Here is a 14,424-nt window from a genome sequence, read left to right as displayed (position 1 = left end):
GGCCCCGGCAGCCCTTTCGGCCGACCCCCCGATGACCATGGAACACCGCGGCACTGACAACGGCCAGGGGACCCCCTGGTCAGGATTGCGCAAAGGCCGGGATGATGTGCGGCCCGTGGAATATCGGTCGACACCCTTCCGCCCGTCAGCGACGATCTACCCGCAACGGACGTGCGGTACGGAAGGACAGCGGGACATGAGCGAGCAGCACACCTACCGGGTCATCGTGCGCGGCGTATGGGACGGGCTGAGTGAGACGTCGCGGGCGCGGCTGCTCGCCGAGGTGGCTGACCACGGGCTCACCGCGATGACCTTCACCGAGGAAGGCTCGCTCGCCTACGACCGGGCGCTGACGCACTTCTCATGGCGGTTCACCGTCGTCTCGGACGCCGCCGACGGCGAGGAGATGGCCGGTGCGATCGCCGAGGACCGGGCGGAGTCCGCGCTGGGGGCGCTCGGTCACGGGTTCCGCGATCTGCGGTCGACCGTGACCGACCTCGACACGATGAAGATCAACTACAAGCGGCGGCGTTAGTCCCCGCCCGGCGTCGGCCGACGGCTCCCTCGCTCCGCTCGGTCATCTCCTTGGTGATCGCCCACCGCTCGTGGTCGCGCCAGGCCCCGTCGATGAAGAGGAAGTCCGGCGAGTAGCCCTCCAGGCGGAATCCGGCCCGGCGGACCAGCTTGATCGAGGCCTCGTTGGCGGGCTGGACGTTCGCTTCGAGGCGGTGCAGGGCGAGCGGTCCGAACGCGTACCGCGTGACGAGCGTGAGGCCTTCGCTCATCAGGCCGCGCCCGACGGCCGGGGCGAAGGCGCCGTAGCCGATGGCTCCGCTCAGGAAGGCGCCCTCGACCACGTTGTTGATGTTGATGAATCCGGCGATGCGGCCGCCGTCCCGCTCGCACACCAGGAAGCCGTGCCGGGCCGGGTCGTTGATGAGCCGGGCCGCGTACGTCGCGTACGCCTCCGCGTCGGTGGGCGGGAAGAGCCAGGGTGCGTGCAGCGGGCGGCTCGCCGCGGCGAGGGCGGTGAACTCCTCGGAGTCCTGGCGGGTGAAGTTCCGTATGCCCACGCGGGGGCCCTCGGCGAGGAAGCCGGCCTCATTTCGCATCGGGTCAGGTTACTGACCTGCCATCGCGGCCCGGCTGGAGGGTGGAGCGGTTCGTGCGGGTGAGCGCACAACGGGCGGGCCACCTTGTCAGACAAGTAGGGGCGGGGCATGCTGGGCCCTCCGGTACACGGAGGGCGGGTTCATGGCAGTGAGCGGGCAGCAGCGCAGGCCGGTCGTCGCGCTGTACGAGCGGATCGCGGACGCGATCCACGACGGCACCTATCCCCCGGGCTCGACCCTGCCCTCGGAGCCGAAGCTCGCGGGCGAGCTCGGCGTGAGCCGCCCCGCCCTGCGCGAGGCGCTGCTCCTGCTCCAGGAGGACGGGCTGCTCTCGGTACGGCGCGGGGTGGGCCGGACCGTCAACGACCGGCCGCCCAGGCGCGGCTTCGAACAGCTCCAGCCCCTCGACGGACTGCTGGGCCCGGTCCGGGTGCGGGCCCTGCTGCGCAGCCGCGAGGAGCCCACCGACTTCACCACCCAGCACCTGCTCGCGCCCGCCGGGTCGGAGCTGCGGTTCTGGGAGTCCGTGCTGGTCGGGGAGAGCCTCGCGGTCGCCCTGAGTCATGAGTGGGCGGCGCCCGAGGACGTACTGGAGCGGCTGCACCCGAGGTTCGGCGAAGCCTTGTCCGCCGAGCCCGCGACCTCGATGCTCACCGTCCTCGCGGAGTCTTCGCGGGGGGTGCCGCTGAGCGCGCACAGCGGGGTGAGCGCCACGCTGCTCGGCCGCCGCAGGGGCGAGCAGCTGGACCGCCCGGCGGACACCCCTGCGGTGCTGATCACGCAGGTGGTACGGGTCGACGGCACCCCGGTCATGGCCGCCAAGCACATGCTGCCGACGGGCGCGCCGGCCCTCCCGGTGGTCCAGTCGAACTAGCCCGCCCCTGGAGGACCGGGCGGCACGCGCGTGGCACGCTGTACACTCCCGCCTCATGCACTTGTCAGACAACTCTGCCGCCGCCGCTTCGGTCTCCCCCGCGGACTGGATACGCCGCGCCCCGAAGGCCGTCCTGCACGACCACCTCGACGGCGGGCTGCGCCCGGCCACCATCGTCGAGCTGGCCCGCGCCTGCGGATATGCGGGCCTGCCCACCGAGGACCCGGCCGAGCTGGCGCTCTGGTTCCGCGACGCCGCGGACTCCGGCTCCCTGGAGCGGTACCTGGAGACCTTCGCCCACACCTGCGCGGTGATGCAGACCCGCGAGGCGCTGCACCGCATCGCGGCCGAGTGCGCCGAGGACCTGGCCGCCGACGGGGTGGTCTACGCGGAGGTGCGGTACGCGCCCGAGCAGCACCTGGAGCGCGGCCTGACCCTGGACGAGGTCGTGGACGCCGTCAACGAGGGCTTCCGCGAGGGCGAGCGGCGCACCGGTGGTCGCATCACCGTGCGCGCGCTGCTCACCGGCATGCGCCACACCCGGCGTTCCCTTGAGATAGCCGAGCTGACGGTCGCCCACCGCGACCGCGGGGTGGCGGGCTTCGACATCGCGGGCGGCGAGATCGGCAATCCGCCGGCCGAGCACCTGCCCGCCTTCCAGCACCTGAAGCGGGCCAACTGCCACTTCACCATCCACGCCGGTGAGGCCGTCGGCGCCGAGTCGGTGCACGAGGCGGTCCAGGTGTGCGGCGCCGAGCGCGTCGGGCACGGGGTGCGGATCACCGACGACATCGACGCGGACGGCACCCTGGGCCACCTGGCCGCGTACATCCGTGACAACCGGATCGCGCTTGAGGTCTGCCCCACCTCCAACCTCCAGACCGGCGCGGCCCTTTCGTACGAGAAGCACCCGATCGACGAGCTGCGCAGGCTCGGCTTCACGGTCACCCTCAACACCGACAACCGGCTGGTGTCCGGCACGACCATGAGCGAGGAGTTCCAGCACATGGCGGACGCCTTCGGCTACGGCCCGGAGGTCTTCGAGGAGTTCACCGTCGCCGCGGTCGAGGCGGCGTTCCTGCCGCTGCCGGAACGCCGTCGCATCATCGACCAGATCGTGCGTCCCGGCTACGCGGAGATCAGTTCAACCTCCCGTTGACCACGGGCAGTTGGAGCGTCCCCGCGTCGCCGGGGGCGCTGACGACCGTCACCGGCTTGACGCCCTTGTTGCCGAGGTAGGCGTCGTCGCTGGCGGCGATCACGAACTCGATGCGGTGCCCGGCCTCGTAGCGGTGCGCGATGCCGGGCAGGGCTACGGTGAACGGCCGGGTCACGTCCGGCACCCGCACCGGCGCGACCAGCCGGCGGACCAGCGTCTTGGTGCCGTCGGGGGCGACGTCGTACAGCTTGGCGAAGAGCACGAGCTTGTCGGCGGCGTCGCCGGAGTTCTGTGCCTTCTGCGCCGCGGGCGAGAGCACCTTGAGGGTGGCCTTCGCCGAGCCGACCACGTCGACGGGCGCCTTCAGCGGGTCGGTGTCCCAGCCGAGGCAGGTGCCCGGGGTGTCGTACGGCTGGGGGTCGGGCAGCCCGATCATTCCCGCCAGTGAACTCTCCGAATGACTCGTCGGGACCAGCCAGTTGGTGTACTCGCGGCTGCCACGCACCACCTTCGAGCGGTTGTCGACCAGCCTGCCGTCGCCGGAGAGGTAGACCTTCTGCGAGAGCGGGGGGACCTTGGCGGCCTCGCCGTAGCCGCTCCGCCAGTCGCGGTAGTACGCGAAGGCGGGCCCGGTGTCGGTGTGCCTCTGCTTGCGGAGGTAGCGGTCGAACCAGGCGAGGATGCGCTTGCCGGTGTAGCTGGTCTCCAAGTTGCCCTGGGCCAGGTCGAGTTCGCCGGGCGCCTGGCCGCCGCTGTGGCCCCAGGACTGCCAGATCATCTTGGTGGTGGTGCCCTGCTCCTTCAGCGTGTTGTACGTCGCCGTGGCCTCGTTGAGGTTGAACAGGCTGTCGCTCTGCCCCTGGATGAGCAGGGTGGGCGCCTGGACCCGGTCGAGGTAGCTGACCGGCGAGACGCTGCGGGCGTAGCGCTGCATCGCGGCGGTGGGGGCGGCGGGGTAGCGGCCCGAGTTGAGCAGCCCGATGGTCTTGCAGGCGTCGGGCACGAAGTGCACACAGCCGAGCGAGCCCCAGCGGGACGGGTCGAGGTTGGGCAGCGTGATGGGCTGGCTCTCGCCGATGAGGTAGAACCCGTTGGTCCACTGCCACTTGAAGGCGCCGGGCGCCTTGCGGTCCCCCGCGTTGTTGGGGTCGAGCGCGTACGACAGGTCGTTCCAGGTGATCAGCGGGACGAGGGCGTCGACGCGGTGGTCGACGGCGGCCGTGGCCATCTGGATGGCGCCGCCGTAGGAACCGCCGATCATTCCGACGCGCGGGTCGCCCGGGCCGTCCTTGGTAACGAAGTCGATGCGCGTGCCGTCGTCGGCGGCGCGGGACCCGGCGAGGAAGTCGATCAGGCGGGAGGCCGCGCGCCCGTCGATGCCCGGGTCGTCCAGGGAGATCAGGCATCCCGACTTGCCGAAGCCGAGCCCCGAGTAGGCGAGGGCGACATAGCCGCGGGCGGCGAACGCCTTGGCGGTGGCGTCGGTCGAGCCGTCCGACTTGCTGCCGCCGAAGCCGTTGGTGGTGAGCACGGCGGGCGCGGGGTGCGCCCTGTCGACGCCGACCGGGTGGTAGAGGTCGGCGTCGATGGCGCAGGTCCGGCCGCCGACCTGAACGGTGAACTTCAGTGCCGTGACGGTGACTTGGCCCTCGGCGGCGCCCTGCGATGCGGCGGCCGGTGCGGCCGCGAGCAGGGGCACGGCGAGCGCCGCGCCGAGGGCGGCCGCCAGCGGTTTGCGGGTTCTGGGCACGGTATGGCGACGGGTCACGGCGTCCTCCACAGCGAGGCGGGCCTACCGATCGGTAGGCCCGGGCGATCTCATGCTGTGACACGTGAAACTTCCGCGTCAACGCCTGCGACACAAGCGTTTTGACGTGTGGTCGGTCGACTGCGGGTCAGCGGTGGCTGAGCGCGCAGTTCCCCGCGCCCCTTCAGGGCGCCGACCCCGGCGGAAATCGACAAATCCGCTCAGCCAGGCTTGATTTCACGCCAGCGCAGGCATCTCCAATGTGAGTGTGCCCCCGTCCGCGTCCAACACCGCGGGCACGCCGAGCGGCATGGTCAGCGCGGTGCCGCAGTGCCCGAACCCGAGGTTCTCCACGACCGGCACGCCGAGCCGGCTCAGGCGTTCGTACAGCACCGGACGCACCCTCTCCTCGTACGGGCCGCAGTCCTGCCAGGAGCCGAGCGCGATGCCGCTGACGCCCTCCAGCCAGCCCGCGCGCAGAAGTTGGGTCAAGCCGCGGTCCAGCTGGTAGTCCTCCTGGCCGACGTCTTCGAGGAGGAGCAGCCCGCCCGCCGCGGACGGCCGGGCGTGCGGGGTGGCGCGGTCCGCGGCCAGCACGGTCAGGTAGCCGCCGAGGGTTATGCCGCGGGTGCGGCCGGGCACCAGGGGCCGGGCGCCGGGCAGGCCGAGGGTCATCGCGGCCTCCGGCTCGAACAGGGTGGTGCGCAGGAACTCCCGGGTGGCGGCGTCCTGGAGGAAGGTGGCGGCGGAGGCCATCGGGCCGTACAGGGTGGCCAGGCCCAGGCGCACGGCGAACGCCTCGTGCAGGGCGGTCACGTCGCTGTAGCCGATGAGCACCTTGGGCCCGGCCGCCCGCAGCGCGGTCCAGTCGAGCAGGTCGACCATCCGCTGGGCACCGTACCCGCCCCGGGCGCACATCACGGCGTCGACGGCGGGATCGCACCAGGCCTCCTGGAAGTCGCGCGCCCGCTTCTCGTCCTCGCCCGCCAGGTAGCCGAACTCCGGGTGTTTCTCGGCGACTTGGGGAGTGACGGCCGGTTCGAGGCCCCAGCCGCGCAGGATGCCGAGACCAGCCCTGAGCCGGTCCGCCACGACGGGGCCGCTGGTGGCGACCACGGCGATCCTGGCGCCGGGGCCGAGGCGGGCCGGGCGGGTGAGTGGTACGGCTGTCACTTGGTGAGTTCCAGAAGGGGGATGTCGGTCCGGTCGATCGCGAACACCTGGGAGTACAGCGAGAGTTCGGCCTCCAGGGCGCGGGTCATGGTGTCGGCGCGGCGGAAGCCGTGGCCTTCGCCCTCGAAGGTGACGTAGGCGTGCGGGATGCCGCGGCCCGCCATCTTCTCCAGCAGGCGTTCGCACTGCGCGGGCGGGCAGATCACGTCGTCCAGGCCCTGGAGCAGCAGGAAGGGCGCGGTGATCCGGTCCGCGTGCTGGGCGGGTGAGCGTTCGCGGTAGCGTCCCGGCAGTTCGGCGAAGGGCCCGATGAGGCTCTCCAGGTACTGCGATTCGAAGTCGTGGGTGCCGCTGCCCGCCCAGTCGGTGAGGTCGAGTACGGGGTAGGTGATGGTGCCGCAGGCGTACACGTCGGTGATGGCGAGGGAGGCGGCCGCGGTCCAGCCGCCCGCGCTGCCGCCGCGGATCGCGAGGCGGCGCGGGTCGGCGGTGCCTTCCTCGCCGAGGGCGCGCGCCACGGCGGCGCAGTCCTCCACGTCGACCACGCCCCACTGCTCGCGCAGCCGGTCGCGGTAGGCGCGCCCGTAGCCCGTGGAGCCGCCGTAGTTGACCTCGGCGACGCCGATGCCGCGCGAGGTGAAGTAGGCGATTGACAGGTCGAGTACGAGGGAGAACTGGCCGGTGGGGCCGCCGTGGGCCCAGATCACATAGGGCGGCAGTTCGCCGGCGGGGGCGGCCCGGCCGGGGTGGTGCGGCGGATGGATGTGGGCGTGGATGTCCCGGCCGCCGGGTCCGGTGAAGGTGCGGACGAGCGGCTCGGGGTAGTAGGCGGGGTCCACCGCGTCCCGGTGCCGGCAGCCGATCACGCGGGCACGGCCGGTGGCGGTGTCCAGTTCCACGACCTCGTACGCGGTGCGCGGGCTCGCGGCGACGCCGACGACGCGGCTGCCGTGGGCGGCGAGCGTCGGGGTCCACTCGGTCCAGGGCCCGGCGGCGTCCACGAGTTCACCGCTCTCCGGGTCCAGTATGCCGAGCGCGGTCGCGCCCCGGCCGTGGACGACGGCGATCAGACCGCTCTCCAGGGGCTGGAACCAGCGCCGTCCGACCTGCCAGAGCGGCCCCGCGAACTCCTCCTCGCGAGGGCACAGCGCGACGGCCGTCCCTTCGGCGGGGTCGGCGCGGTACAGGTTCCACCAGCCGCCGCGGTCTGAGGCGAAGAGCAGCCGCCCGTCGGCGGCCCAGTCTGCCTGGGCGATGGATTCGCCCGGACCTCCGGCGAACCGCCGGGCCGCTCGGAGGTCCCCGTCCTGCCCCACGTCCGCGAGCATCAACTCGGTGCGGTCCCATGGCATATGGGGGTGGTCCCAGGCGATCCAGGCGGCTCTGCTTCCGTCGGGCGAGAGCCGGGGCCCGGTGACAAAGCGGTGCCGCCCGTCGCTCAACTCCCGTACGGCGGTGCGGTCTTCGGCGGCCGATCCGTCCAGCGGCACCGCCACGATCACCCGGCGCACATCGGTGGGCGCCTCGCCGGTGAACTCCTCAAGGACACACCACACTTCGCCCCGGCCGAGGTCGATACGGGGATCGATCCAGCGCAGCCCGCCGCCGACCGCGCCGAGCGGGGTGAGCGGCCTCGGGTCCCCGGTGCCGTCCGGCTCGTACGCGTACAGCCGCTGGTCGGCGAAGTTCACGAAGACGAGGAGCGGGCCCGCGGTGGCGCGGTCGGCGCCGTCCCAGGGCCGGCCGCCGTACTCCATCACGCGGCTGCGCACGTTCCACGGTGCGGGCAGCACCGGCTCGGTGGTGCCGTCGGGGCGGCGGCGCACCAGGACCCGCCTGCCGCCCTCGCCGGGGCGCGGCTCGGTCCACCACAGGTCGTCGCCGACCACACCGACGTACTCGGTGTGTCCGTCGTTCGCGGCCGCGAGGGCCGCGTCGATGGGCGACGGCCAGCTTCCGTAAGGCCCGGTGGGCACCATGTCTCCAACTCCCCTATGCGGACCGCAGATAGTGGTCGAGGACCCGGACGCCGAAGTGCAGGGCGGCCACGGGCACCCGTTCATCGACGCCGTGGAACAGCGCCTGGTAGTCGAGTCCGGCGGGCATCCGCAGCGGTGCGAAGCCGTAGCCGGTGATGCCGAGGCGCGAGAACTGCTTGGCGTCCGTGCCGCCCGACATGCAGTACGGCACCACCTGCCCCTCGGGCGCGAACCGCTCCACGGCGGCCCGCATCTTCCGGTACGTCGGCGAGTCCACCGGCGCCTGGAGCGCGACCCCGCCGTGGTGGAAGTCCCAGTCGACGTCGGGCCCGGTCAGCAGGTCCATGGTGGTACGGAACTCGGTCTCGCCGCCGGGCACGATCCGCCCGTCGACGTACGCGGTCGCGGTTCCCGGGATGACGTTGACCTTGTAACCGGCCTCAAGGATCGTCGGGTTGGCGCTGTTGCGGATCACCGGCTCGACCAGGTCGGCCGCGGGCCCGAGCTTGCCGAGGAGTTCGTCGGCGTCGAAACCTTCGGCGTCCGGGTCGGCCGCGATGCCGTGCAGGGCGGCGAGTTCGACCAGACTGGCGCGGACGGTCGGGGTGATCCGCACCGGCCATTCGTACTCGCTGATGCGGACGATCGCGGCGGCGAGCCGGCTGACCGCGTTGGTGCGGTTGACCTTGGAGCCGTGGCCGGCCCGGCCGCGGGCGGTGAGCCTGAGCCAGGCGGTGCCGCGCTCCCCCGCCCCGATGGGGTAGAGCTCCATGCCCTGCCCGGCGTGGAAGGTGACGGCGCCCGACTCGCTGATGCCCTCGGTGCAGCCCTCGAAGAGTTCGGGGTGGTGGTCGGCGAGGAAGCCCGCCCCGTCGACCGCGCTCGCCTCCTCGTCGGCGGTGTACGCGATGACGATGTCCCGCCGGGGCCGCACACCCTGCCGGGCCCAGGACCGTACGACCGCGAGGACCATCGCGTCCATGTTCTTCATGTCGATGGCGCCCCGGCCCCAGACCACGCCGCCCTGGACCTCTCCCGAGAAGGGATGCACGCTCCAGTCGGCGGCCTCGGCGGGCACCACGTCGAGGTGGCCGTGCACCAGGAGGGCGTCGGCGGACGGGTCGCTGCCCTCGATCCTGGCGACCACGTTGGTACGGCCCCTGGTGCGCTCCAGCATCAGGGGCTCAAGGCCCGCCGCGGCGAGCCGCTCGGCGACGTACTCGGCGGCCGGGCGCTCCCGGCAGTCGCCGCCGCCCCGGTTGCTCGTGTCGATCCGGATCAGCTCGGAGGTGAAGTCGACCACCTCGTCGAGGGCAACCCGATCCGCCGTCTCCACCTCAGCCATACTGCTCCTCCACCGCGGACGAGACGATCGTGGTGACCGCCTTGAAGGTGCGAATGCCCTCATACATCGTCGGACTGGTGTAGGAGACGCGCCGTTCACCCGTATGCGCCACGCCGGGCACCACGGTGGCCGCGGCCGCCAGGTGCTCGGCGTCGAATTCGAGCTCCACGGTGAAGGGCCCGCCGTCCACGGGTGCGACCCTCCGGGCGAGCGGGACGGCCTCCCGCGCCGCGGCCGTGATGTCCCGGGCGGTACGCGCCGGGGTGCGGCACACCGCCGCGTACCGCGAGACGTAGTCCTTGACGGCGACCTTGCGGGCGTGCGGCGCATAGCCCTCGGCGTCGGCGCAGGTGAGGTCGTCGCCGGTCACCAGGATCACGGGCACCCCGTACTCGGCACAGACATGGGCGTTGAGCAGTCCCTCGCTGGCGCGCACCCCGTTCAGCCACACGCCGGTGATGGAGTTGGCGAGATAGGTGTGCGCGAGGACGCCCTGCGTACCGGCGCCCGTGTGGTAGCCGACGAAGGCGATGCCGTCGACGTCGCCGTGCTGGATCCCCTCCACCATGGAGAGCGACTTGTGCTTGCCGGTGAGCATCTGGGCCCGTTCGTCGAGCCGTTCGAGCAGCAGGTTGCGCATGGACCAGTGCGCCTCATTGATGAGCACCTCGTCGGCGCCCCCTGCGAAGAAACCGAGCGCGGCCGCGTTCACGTCGGAGGTGAACATCGCGCGGCAGCGCTCCCACTGCGGGGTCCCCGGCAGCACATCGGCCGGCCAGGTGACTCCGGTGGCGCCTTCCATGTCGGCGCTGATGAGGATCTTCATGGCGCGCCACGTTACGCGCCGAGCGGCGAACCGGCTACGAAGACCGGACAGACCCGCCCTGCGGGCCGGGGAATCGGCCCGGGTGCACAGGGCAGGCGTGGCCGGGACGGGGCCCGCCCCGGCCACGGTCGTCTCAGGAGGCCGTGCCGGGCAGTCCGTCTCGGACTTCACGGGCCGCGGTCACCAGGTTCTCCAGCGCGGCACGCACATCGATCCGCCGGAGCCGCGAGAAAGGATGCGCCTGCTCGGCCAACTCCCGTATCAGGATGGGGAGTTCACTGCCCCGCCCGGCTCGTCGTCGACGGGGTGGGCGGGGCCGTCGGCCTCGACGTATGCCTCGCCCTCGGGCCATGCCTCGTCCGTGTAGGCGACGAGGAGGCCGGGCAGTCCCGCCGTTTCCGGCGCGACGAGTTCCACCCGGTGGTCACTGCCCCGGAAGTGGCACCGGTGGACCCGGGTGCGCACCTTGCCCGGGCCCGGGGTCACGCTCAGCCGCAGTTGGCGCGGCCTCAGGAGCACGGGGCCGCGGCGCGCCGCACCGGCGTTGACGGTCAGTTTCAGGATGCCGAAGGCGGTGTCGGCCCGCATGCCCTCGATACCGGCCGAAACGATGTTGGCTTCGCCGAGGAAGCGGGCGACCGCGGTATCGGCCGGTTCGCGGTAGAGATCTTGTGGCGTTGCCTGCTGCACGATCCGGCCGGCCCGCATCACCGCGATGGTGTCGGCGAAGGACAGCGCCTCGTCCTGGTCGTGCGTGACGAGGACCGCGGTCGCGCCGGCCGCGCGCAGGGTCGCGGCGACTTCGGCGCGCAGATCGGTGCGGAGCGTGGCGTCGAGGGCGGCGAACGGCTCGTCCAGGAGCAGGAGTTCGGGGCGGGGGGCGAGTGCGCGGGCGAGGGCCACGCGTTGCTGCTGGCCGCCGGAGAGCTGGTGGGGGTGGCGCTCGCCGAGGCCGGGCAGGCCGATCAGGCCGAGGAGTTCGGCGACGCGGTCGCGGCGCTGCGGGCGCGGCAGGCCGAAGCCGATGTTGGCCGCGACGGTGAGGTGGGGGAAGAGGGCGCCGTCCTGCGGTACGTAGCCGATGCGGCGGCGTTCGGCGGGGAGCCGGCGCCGCCCGTCGTCGAGCACGGTGCGGCCGAGCGTGACCTGTCCGCGCTGGGCGGGGTGGAAGCCCGCGATGACGCGCAGCAGGGTGCTCTTGCCGCAGCCCGACGGTCCCAGGACGCAGGCGAGTTCGCCGTCGGGGACGGTGAGTTCGACGCCCTGGAGGATCGGGGCGCGGCCGTGGGCCGCGTGCAGGGCGTTGATCGCGAGGCCGCTCATGGGGAGGTCTCCGGGGTGGGATGGGAGCCGAGGGCACGGCGGGTCAGCAGGAGCACCGGTGGTACGGACAGGACGACCATCAGCGCCGCGTAGGGGGCGGCGGCTCCGTACGCGAGGCCGCTGGTGTAGATCCAGAACTGGGTGGCCAGGGTCTGGGTGCCGGTGGGGCGCAGGAGCAGGGTGGCGGTGAGTTCGGTGCTGGCGGTGAGGGCCACCATCGCGGCGGCGGCGCCGAGTCCGGGAAGGACCAGGGGGAGCGTGACCCGGGTGAACACGGCGAGCGGGCGCGTACCGAGTGAGCGGGCGACCTCTTCGACACCCGGCGGCACTTGGGCCAGCGCGGCCCGGACGGCGGTGAGGGCGAGCGGGAAGAAGAGGATGACGTACCCGGTGACGAGCATCGGGGGCTGCTGGTAGAGCGGCTGGGCGTAGCGGATGGCGAAGAAGACCACGGAGAGGGCGACGGCGATGCCGGGCAGTGCGCGCGTGAGGTACGCGGCGCGTTCGGCGGTCCGGGCGAGCTTGGTGCCGCGCCGCCAGCCGTACAGCGCCACGGGTACGGCGGCGGCCGTGGCGACCAGGGCCGCGATCGAGGCGTAGCCGAGGGTGGTCAGCGCCGAGGACCACAGCGAGGCCGACGGCAGCGAGGTCGAATCGCCCTTCACCAGCCAGTAGCCAAGGGCGTAGAGCGGCACGCCGAGGGAGAGGGCCACGACCGCGGCCAGTGCGCTCAGCGCCGCCGGCTTCCAGCGGCCGAGCTGCGCGGGAGCGGCGCGGCGTCCCCCGTTGCCGGGGCGGGTGACGCGGCCGCGACGGCCCGCCCAGGCGTCCAGACCGACAAGCAGCAGCGCGAGTGCGACGAGCACCAGGGTGAGCAGGGAGGCGGACGCGGCGTCGAAGCCGAGTTTGTACTCGGTGAAGATGGCGGTGGCGAAGGTGGTGTAGCGCAGCATCGCGAACGCGCCGTACTCGCCGAGCAGATAGAGCGAGACCAGCAGCGCGCCACCGGCGAGTGCGGGGCGGCTGAGCGGCACGGTGACCCGCCACAAGGTGGCCCACGGCCCGCGGCCCAGGCTGCGCGAGACCTCTTCGGCGGCGCCGTCCGTGCGCCGCAGGGTGGCCGCGACCGGGAGCATGACGAGCGGGTAGAGCGAGCAGGTCATCACGAGGACCGCGGCCCAGTATCCGTGCATCCACGGGTGGAGCGAGACCCAGGAGTAGCCCCGCACGAACTCGGGTACGGCCAGCGGCAGCGCGAGCGATACCGTCCACCAGCGTCGTCCCGGGAGGTCGGTGCGCTCGATGAGGTAGGCGGCGGCGAAGCCGATGACCGCGGTCGCCAGGGTCACGGCCGCGGCCAGCGTGACGGTGTTGCCGATCAGGGTGGCGAGGACCGGCCGGCCGAGCAGCCGGTTCGCCTGGTCCCAGCCGGCCTGGGCCGCCTGCATTGCCACGAACGCCAGCGGTGAGACCACCAGCGCCACGACGCCGAGGGCGAGCAGGGCGAGCGGTGAGAGCAGACCGGCGGCCCGCCACCGCCGAAGCGGTGCCGGGCCGTCGCCGGGATGGGTGGTCACTGCAGGAGGCCGGTGTCCTGGAGAAGCTGCAGTGCGGCCTTGCCGTCGCCGAGGTCGGCGACGGGCGCGACGGTTCCGACGGAGTCGAGCGGCGCCAGCCCGGCCTTGCCCGGCACGCCCGCGAGGAGCGGGTACTCGTAGCTCTGGGAGGTGGCGATCAGCTGCTGGGCGTCCTTGCTGTCGAGGTAGGCGAGGAAGGCCTGGGCGGCGGCCTGGTGCTTGCTGCTCTTGAGGATGCCTGCGCCGGAGACGTCGACGAGCGCACCGGGGTCGCCCTTGGCGAAGTAGTGCAGCTTGCTGTGGGTGGCGGCGGCGGTCTTCTCGTCGCGCAGGCGGTACCAGTAGTAGTGGTCCACGACGCCGCCCTGCACCTCACCGCTGTTGACGGCGGCCGACAGGTCCTCGTTGCTGTTGTAGACCTTGGCGTTGGCCTTCAGTCCCTGCAGCCACTTCTTCGCGCCGTCGGTCCCGTCGGTCTTGATCATGCGGGTGACGATCGGGGCGAAGTCGGTCTCGCCGGGGGCGATGCCGAGCCGGCCCTTCCACGACGGCGAGGCGAGGTCCCGTACCGAGGCGGGCGGGGCGCTGTCGGCCGGGGTGCCCGAGGCGGCGATGAAGGCGGCGGTACGGGCGGAGACGCCGACCCAGCCGCCGGTCGGCGAACTGTCTGCCGCCGGGACGGCCTTGAGGGTGTCGGGAGCGACGGGCGCCAGCAGCTTCTTCTCCTCCAGGACGGTCAGCGCCGGCGGGTTCTCGGCGTAGAACACGTCGGCGGGAGACGCTGCGCCCTCCTGCAGGATCTGGTTGGCCAGTTCGGCCTCGTCCCCTGAGCGGAGCTGGACCTTGATGCCCGTGTGCTTCTCGAAGTCCGCGGTGAGCGCCTTGACGGTCTGCTCGTGCTGCCCGCTGTAGACGGTGATCGACTGACCGGCCAGCGAGGATGAGCCGCTCGCTGCCGGTGTGCCGGCGGCGCTCTTGCCGTTCCCCGAGCCGCCGCAGCCCGCCAGCACGAGAAGCGAAGCAGCCATGATCGGAAGGGCCACGATAGGCCGTCCAGGTCTGGGCACGATGAACGTCCTTACATAAGGGGCGAGCAGGAATGGCCGGGCAGCGTGGAGTCATGCCGCCGGAAAGGGGGCGGGAAGACCATGCAGAATCGGCCCCCCGCTGTGGTTAGCTGAGGCATACCTTAGTGAGAATTCGGCGCAGCGTCTACATGCCTGTAGACATTGTTCGGGCCGCCACGACGGTGGTACGGTCGTCGGCTCGCGCGGTGAGGCGGGCGGCGTGACGGCCCGACCGGCCGTGG

At 72.3% G+C, this 14,424-nt stretch carries 12 protein-coding genes; 3 read left to right on the top strand and 9 right to left on the bottom strand.

The genetic code is table 11. The annotated features are described in order from the left end of the window. Positions 1-196 precede the first annotated feature (196 nt). Complete coding sequence (locus tag ACIBK6_RS24250; RefSeq protein WP_399053427.1) at positions 197-535, top strand: DUF6204 family protein; 339 nt, start codon at positions 197-199, stop codon at positions 533-535. Here the strand turns inward: ACIBK6_RS24250 and ACIBK6_RS24245 are convergent. After that, on the bottom strand, positions 513-1,112 hold the full coding sequence (locus ACIBK6_RS24245) for a GNAT family N-acetyltransferase (RefSeq protein WP_399053426.1): 600 nt from the start codon (positions 1,110-1,112) through the stop codon (positions 513-515). The genes ACIBK6_RS24250 and ACIBK6_RS24245 overlap by 23 nt on opposite strands. Positions 1,113-1,254: 142 nt before the next feature. On the opposite strand from ACIBK6_RS24245, the gene ACIBK6_RS24240 reads away from it, so the two are divergent. After that, on the top strand, positions 1,255-1,986 hold the full coding sequence (locus ACIBK6_RS24240; protein WP_399053425.1) for a GntR family transcriptional regulator: 732 nt from the start codon (positions 1,255-1,257) through the stop codon (positions 1,984-1,986). A gap of 55 nt (positions 1,987-2,041) precedes the next feature. After that, complete coding sequence (locus ACIBK6_RS24235; protein WP_399053424.1) at positions 2,042-3,145, top strand: adenosine deaminase; 1,104 nt, start codon at positions 2,042-2,044, stop codon at positions 3,143-3,145. Here the strand turns inward: ACIBK6_RS24235 and ACIBK6_RS24230 are convergent. The 8 genes from ACIBK6_RS24230 to ACIBK6_RS24195 all read right to left on the bottom strand — a co-directional run bounded on the left by ACIBK6_RS24230 (position 3,126) and on the right by ACIBK6_RS24195 (position 14,143). Then, a complete protein-coding gene (locus ACIBK6_RS24230; protein WP_399053423.1) occupies positions 3,126-4,913 on the bottom strand; it encodes a CocE/NonD family hydrolase in 1,788 nt (595 codons plus the stop codon). The two genes, ACIBK6_RS24235 and ACIBK6_RS24230, sit on opposite strands and share 20 nt — an antisense overlap. Before the next feature lie 216 nt (positions 4,914-5,129). After that, positions 5,130-6,065 carry an LD-carboxypeptidase gene (locus ACIBK6_RS24225; RefSeq protein WP_399053422.1) on the bottom strand — a complete coding sequence of 312 codons (936 nt, stop codon included), beginning with the start codon at positions 6,063-6,065 and terminating at the stop codon, positions 5,130-5,132. Further along, positions 6,062-8,044: an LpqB family beta-propeller domain-containing protein gene (locus tag ACIBK6_RS24220; protein WP_399053421.1), complete on the bottom strand. Its 1,983-nt coding sequence runs from the start codon at positions 8,042-8,044 to the stop codon at positions 6,062-6,064. Before ACIBK6_RS24220 ends, ACIBK6_RS24225 begins: the two co-directional genes overlap by 4 nt. A gap of 13 nt (positions 8,045-8,057) precedes the next feature. Then, positions 8,058-9,389 carry a M20/M25/M40 family metallo-hydrolase gene (locus tag ACIBK6_RS24215; RefSeq protein WP_399053420.1) on the bottom strand — a complete coding sequence of 444 codons (1,332 nt, stop codon included), beginning with the start codon at positions 9,387-9,389 and terminating at the stop codon, positions 8,058-8,060. After that, positions 9,382-10,215, bottom strand: a complete 834-nt coding sequence (locus ACIBK6_RS24210; RefSeq protein WP_399053419.1) for a M55 family metallopeptidase — start codon at positions 10,213-10,215, stop codon at positions 9,382-9,384. Before ACIBK6_RS24210 ends, ACIBK6_RS24215 begins: the two co-directional genes overlap by 8 nt. 261 nt (positions 10,216-10,476) lie before the next feature. Beyond that, entirely contained in the window at positions 10,477-11,538 is a 1,062-nt protein-coding gene (locus ACIBK6_RS24205; RefSeq protein ID WP_399053418.1) for an ABC transporter ATP-binding protein, read from the bottom strand. Further along, complete coding sequence (locus ACIBK6_RS24200) at positions 11,535-13,115, bottom strand: ABC transporter permease (RefSeq protein ID WP_399053417.1); 1,581 nt, start codon at positions 13,113-13,115, stop codon at positions 11,535-11,537. The genes ACIBK6_RS24205 and ACIBK6_RS24200 overlap by 4 nt, the downstream gene beginning before the upstream one ends. Then, positions 13,112-14,143, bottom strand: coding sequence for an iron ABC transporter substrate-binding protein (locus tag ACIBK6_RS24195; RefSeq protein ID WP_399053416.1), 1,032 nt, complete (start codon positions 14,141-14,143; stop codon positions 13,112-13,114). The genes ACIBK6_RS24200 and ACIBK6_RS24195 overlap by 4 nt, the downstream gene beginning before the upstream one ends. Positions 14,144-14,424: the final 281 nt, after the last annotated feature.

Origin of the sequence: Streptomyces sp. NPDC050485, assembly GCF_044458185.1 — a bacterium.
GTDB lineage: Bacteria > Actinomycetota > Actinomycetes > Streptomycetales > Streptomycetaceae > Streptomyces.
Note: the sequence above shows the minus strand (reverse complement) of the source record. Positions and strands in the feature narration are given on the sequence as shown.

What these genes read in the sequence shown, in the direction of transcription:
- ACIBK6_RS24220 (WP_399053421.1), bottom strand. Translation starts at nt 8,044, where the DNA reads ATGGTGCCCACCGGGCCTTACGGAAGCTGGCCGTCGCCCATCGACGCG.
- ACIBK6_RS24210 (WP_399053419.1), bottom strand. Translation starts at nt 10,215, where the DNA reads ATGAAGATCCTCATCAGCGCCGACATGGAAGGCGCCACCGGAGTCACC.
- ACIBK6_RS24240 (WP_399053425.1), top strand. Translation starts at nt 1,255, where the DNA reads ATGGCAGTGAGCGGGCAGCAGCGCAGGCCGGTCGTCGCGCTGTACGAG.
- ACIBK6_RS24195 (WP_399053416.1), bottom strand. Translation starts at nt 14,143, where the DNA reads ATGGCTGCTTCGCTTCTCGTGCTGGCGGGCTGCGGCGGCTCGGGGAAC.
- ACIBK6_RS24245 (WP_399053426.1), bottom strand. Translation starts at nt 1,112, where the DNA reads ATGCGAAATGAGGCCGGCTTCCTCGCCGAGGGCCCCCGCGTGGGCATA.
- ACIBK6_RS24215 (WP_399053420.1), bottom strand. Translation starts at nt 9,389, where the DNA reads ATGGCTGAGGTGGAGACGGCGGATCGGGTTGCCCTCGACGAGGTGGTC.
- ACIBK6_RS24250 (WP_399053427.1), top strand. Translation starts at nt 197, where the DNA reads ATGAGCGAGCAGCACACCTACCGGGTCATCGTGCGCGGCGTATGGGAC.
- ACIBK6_RS24235 (WP_399053424.1), top strand. Translation starts at nt 2,042, where the DNA reads ATGCACTTGTCAGACAACTCTGCCGCCGCCGCTTCGGTCTCCCCCGCG.
- ACIBK6_RS24205 (WP_399053418.1), bottom strand. Translation starts at nt 11,538, where the DNA reads ATGAGCGGCCTCGCGATCAACGCCCTGCACGCGGCCCACGGCCGCGCC.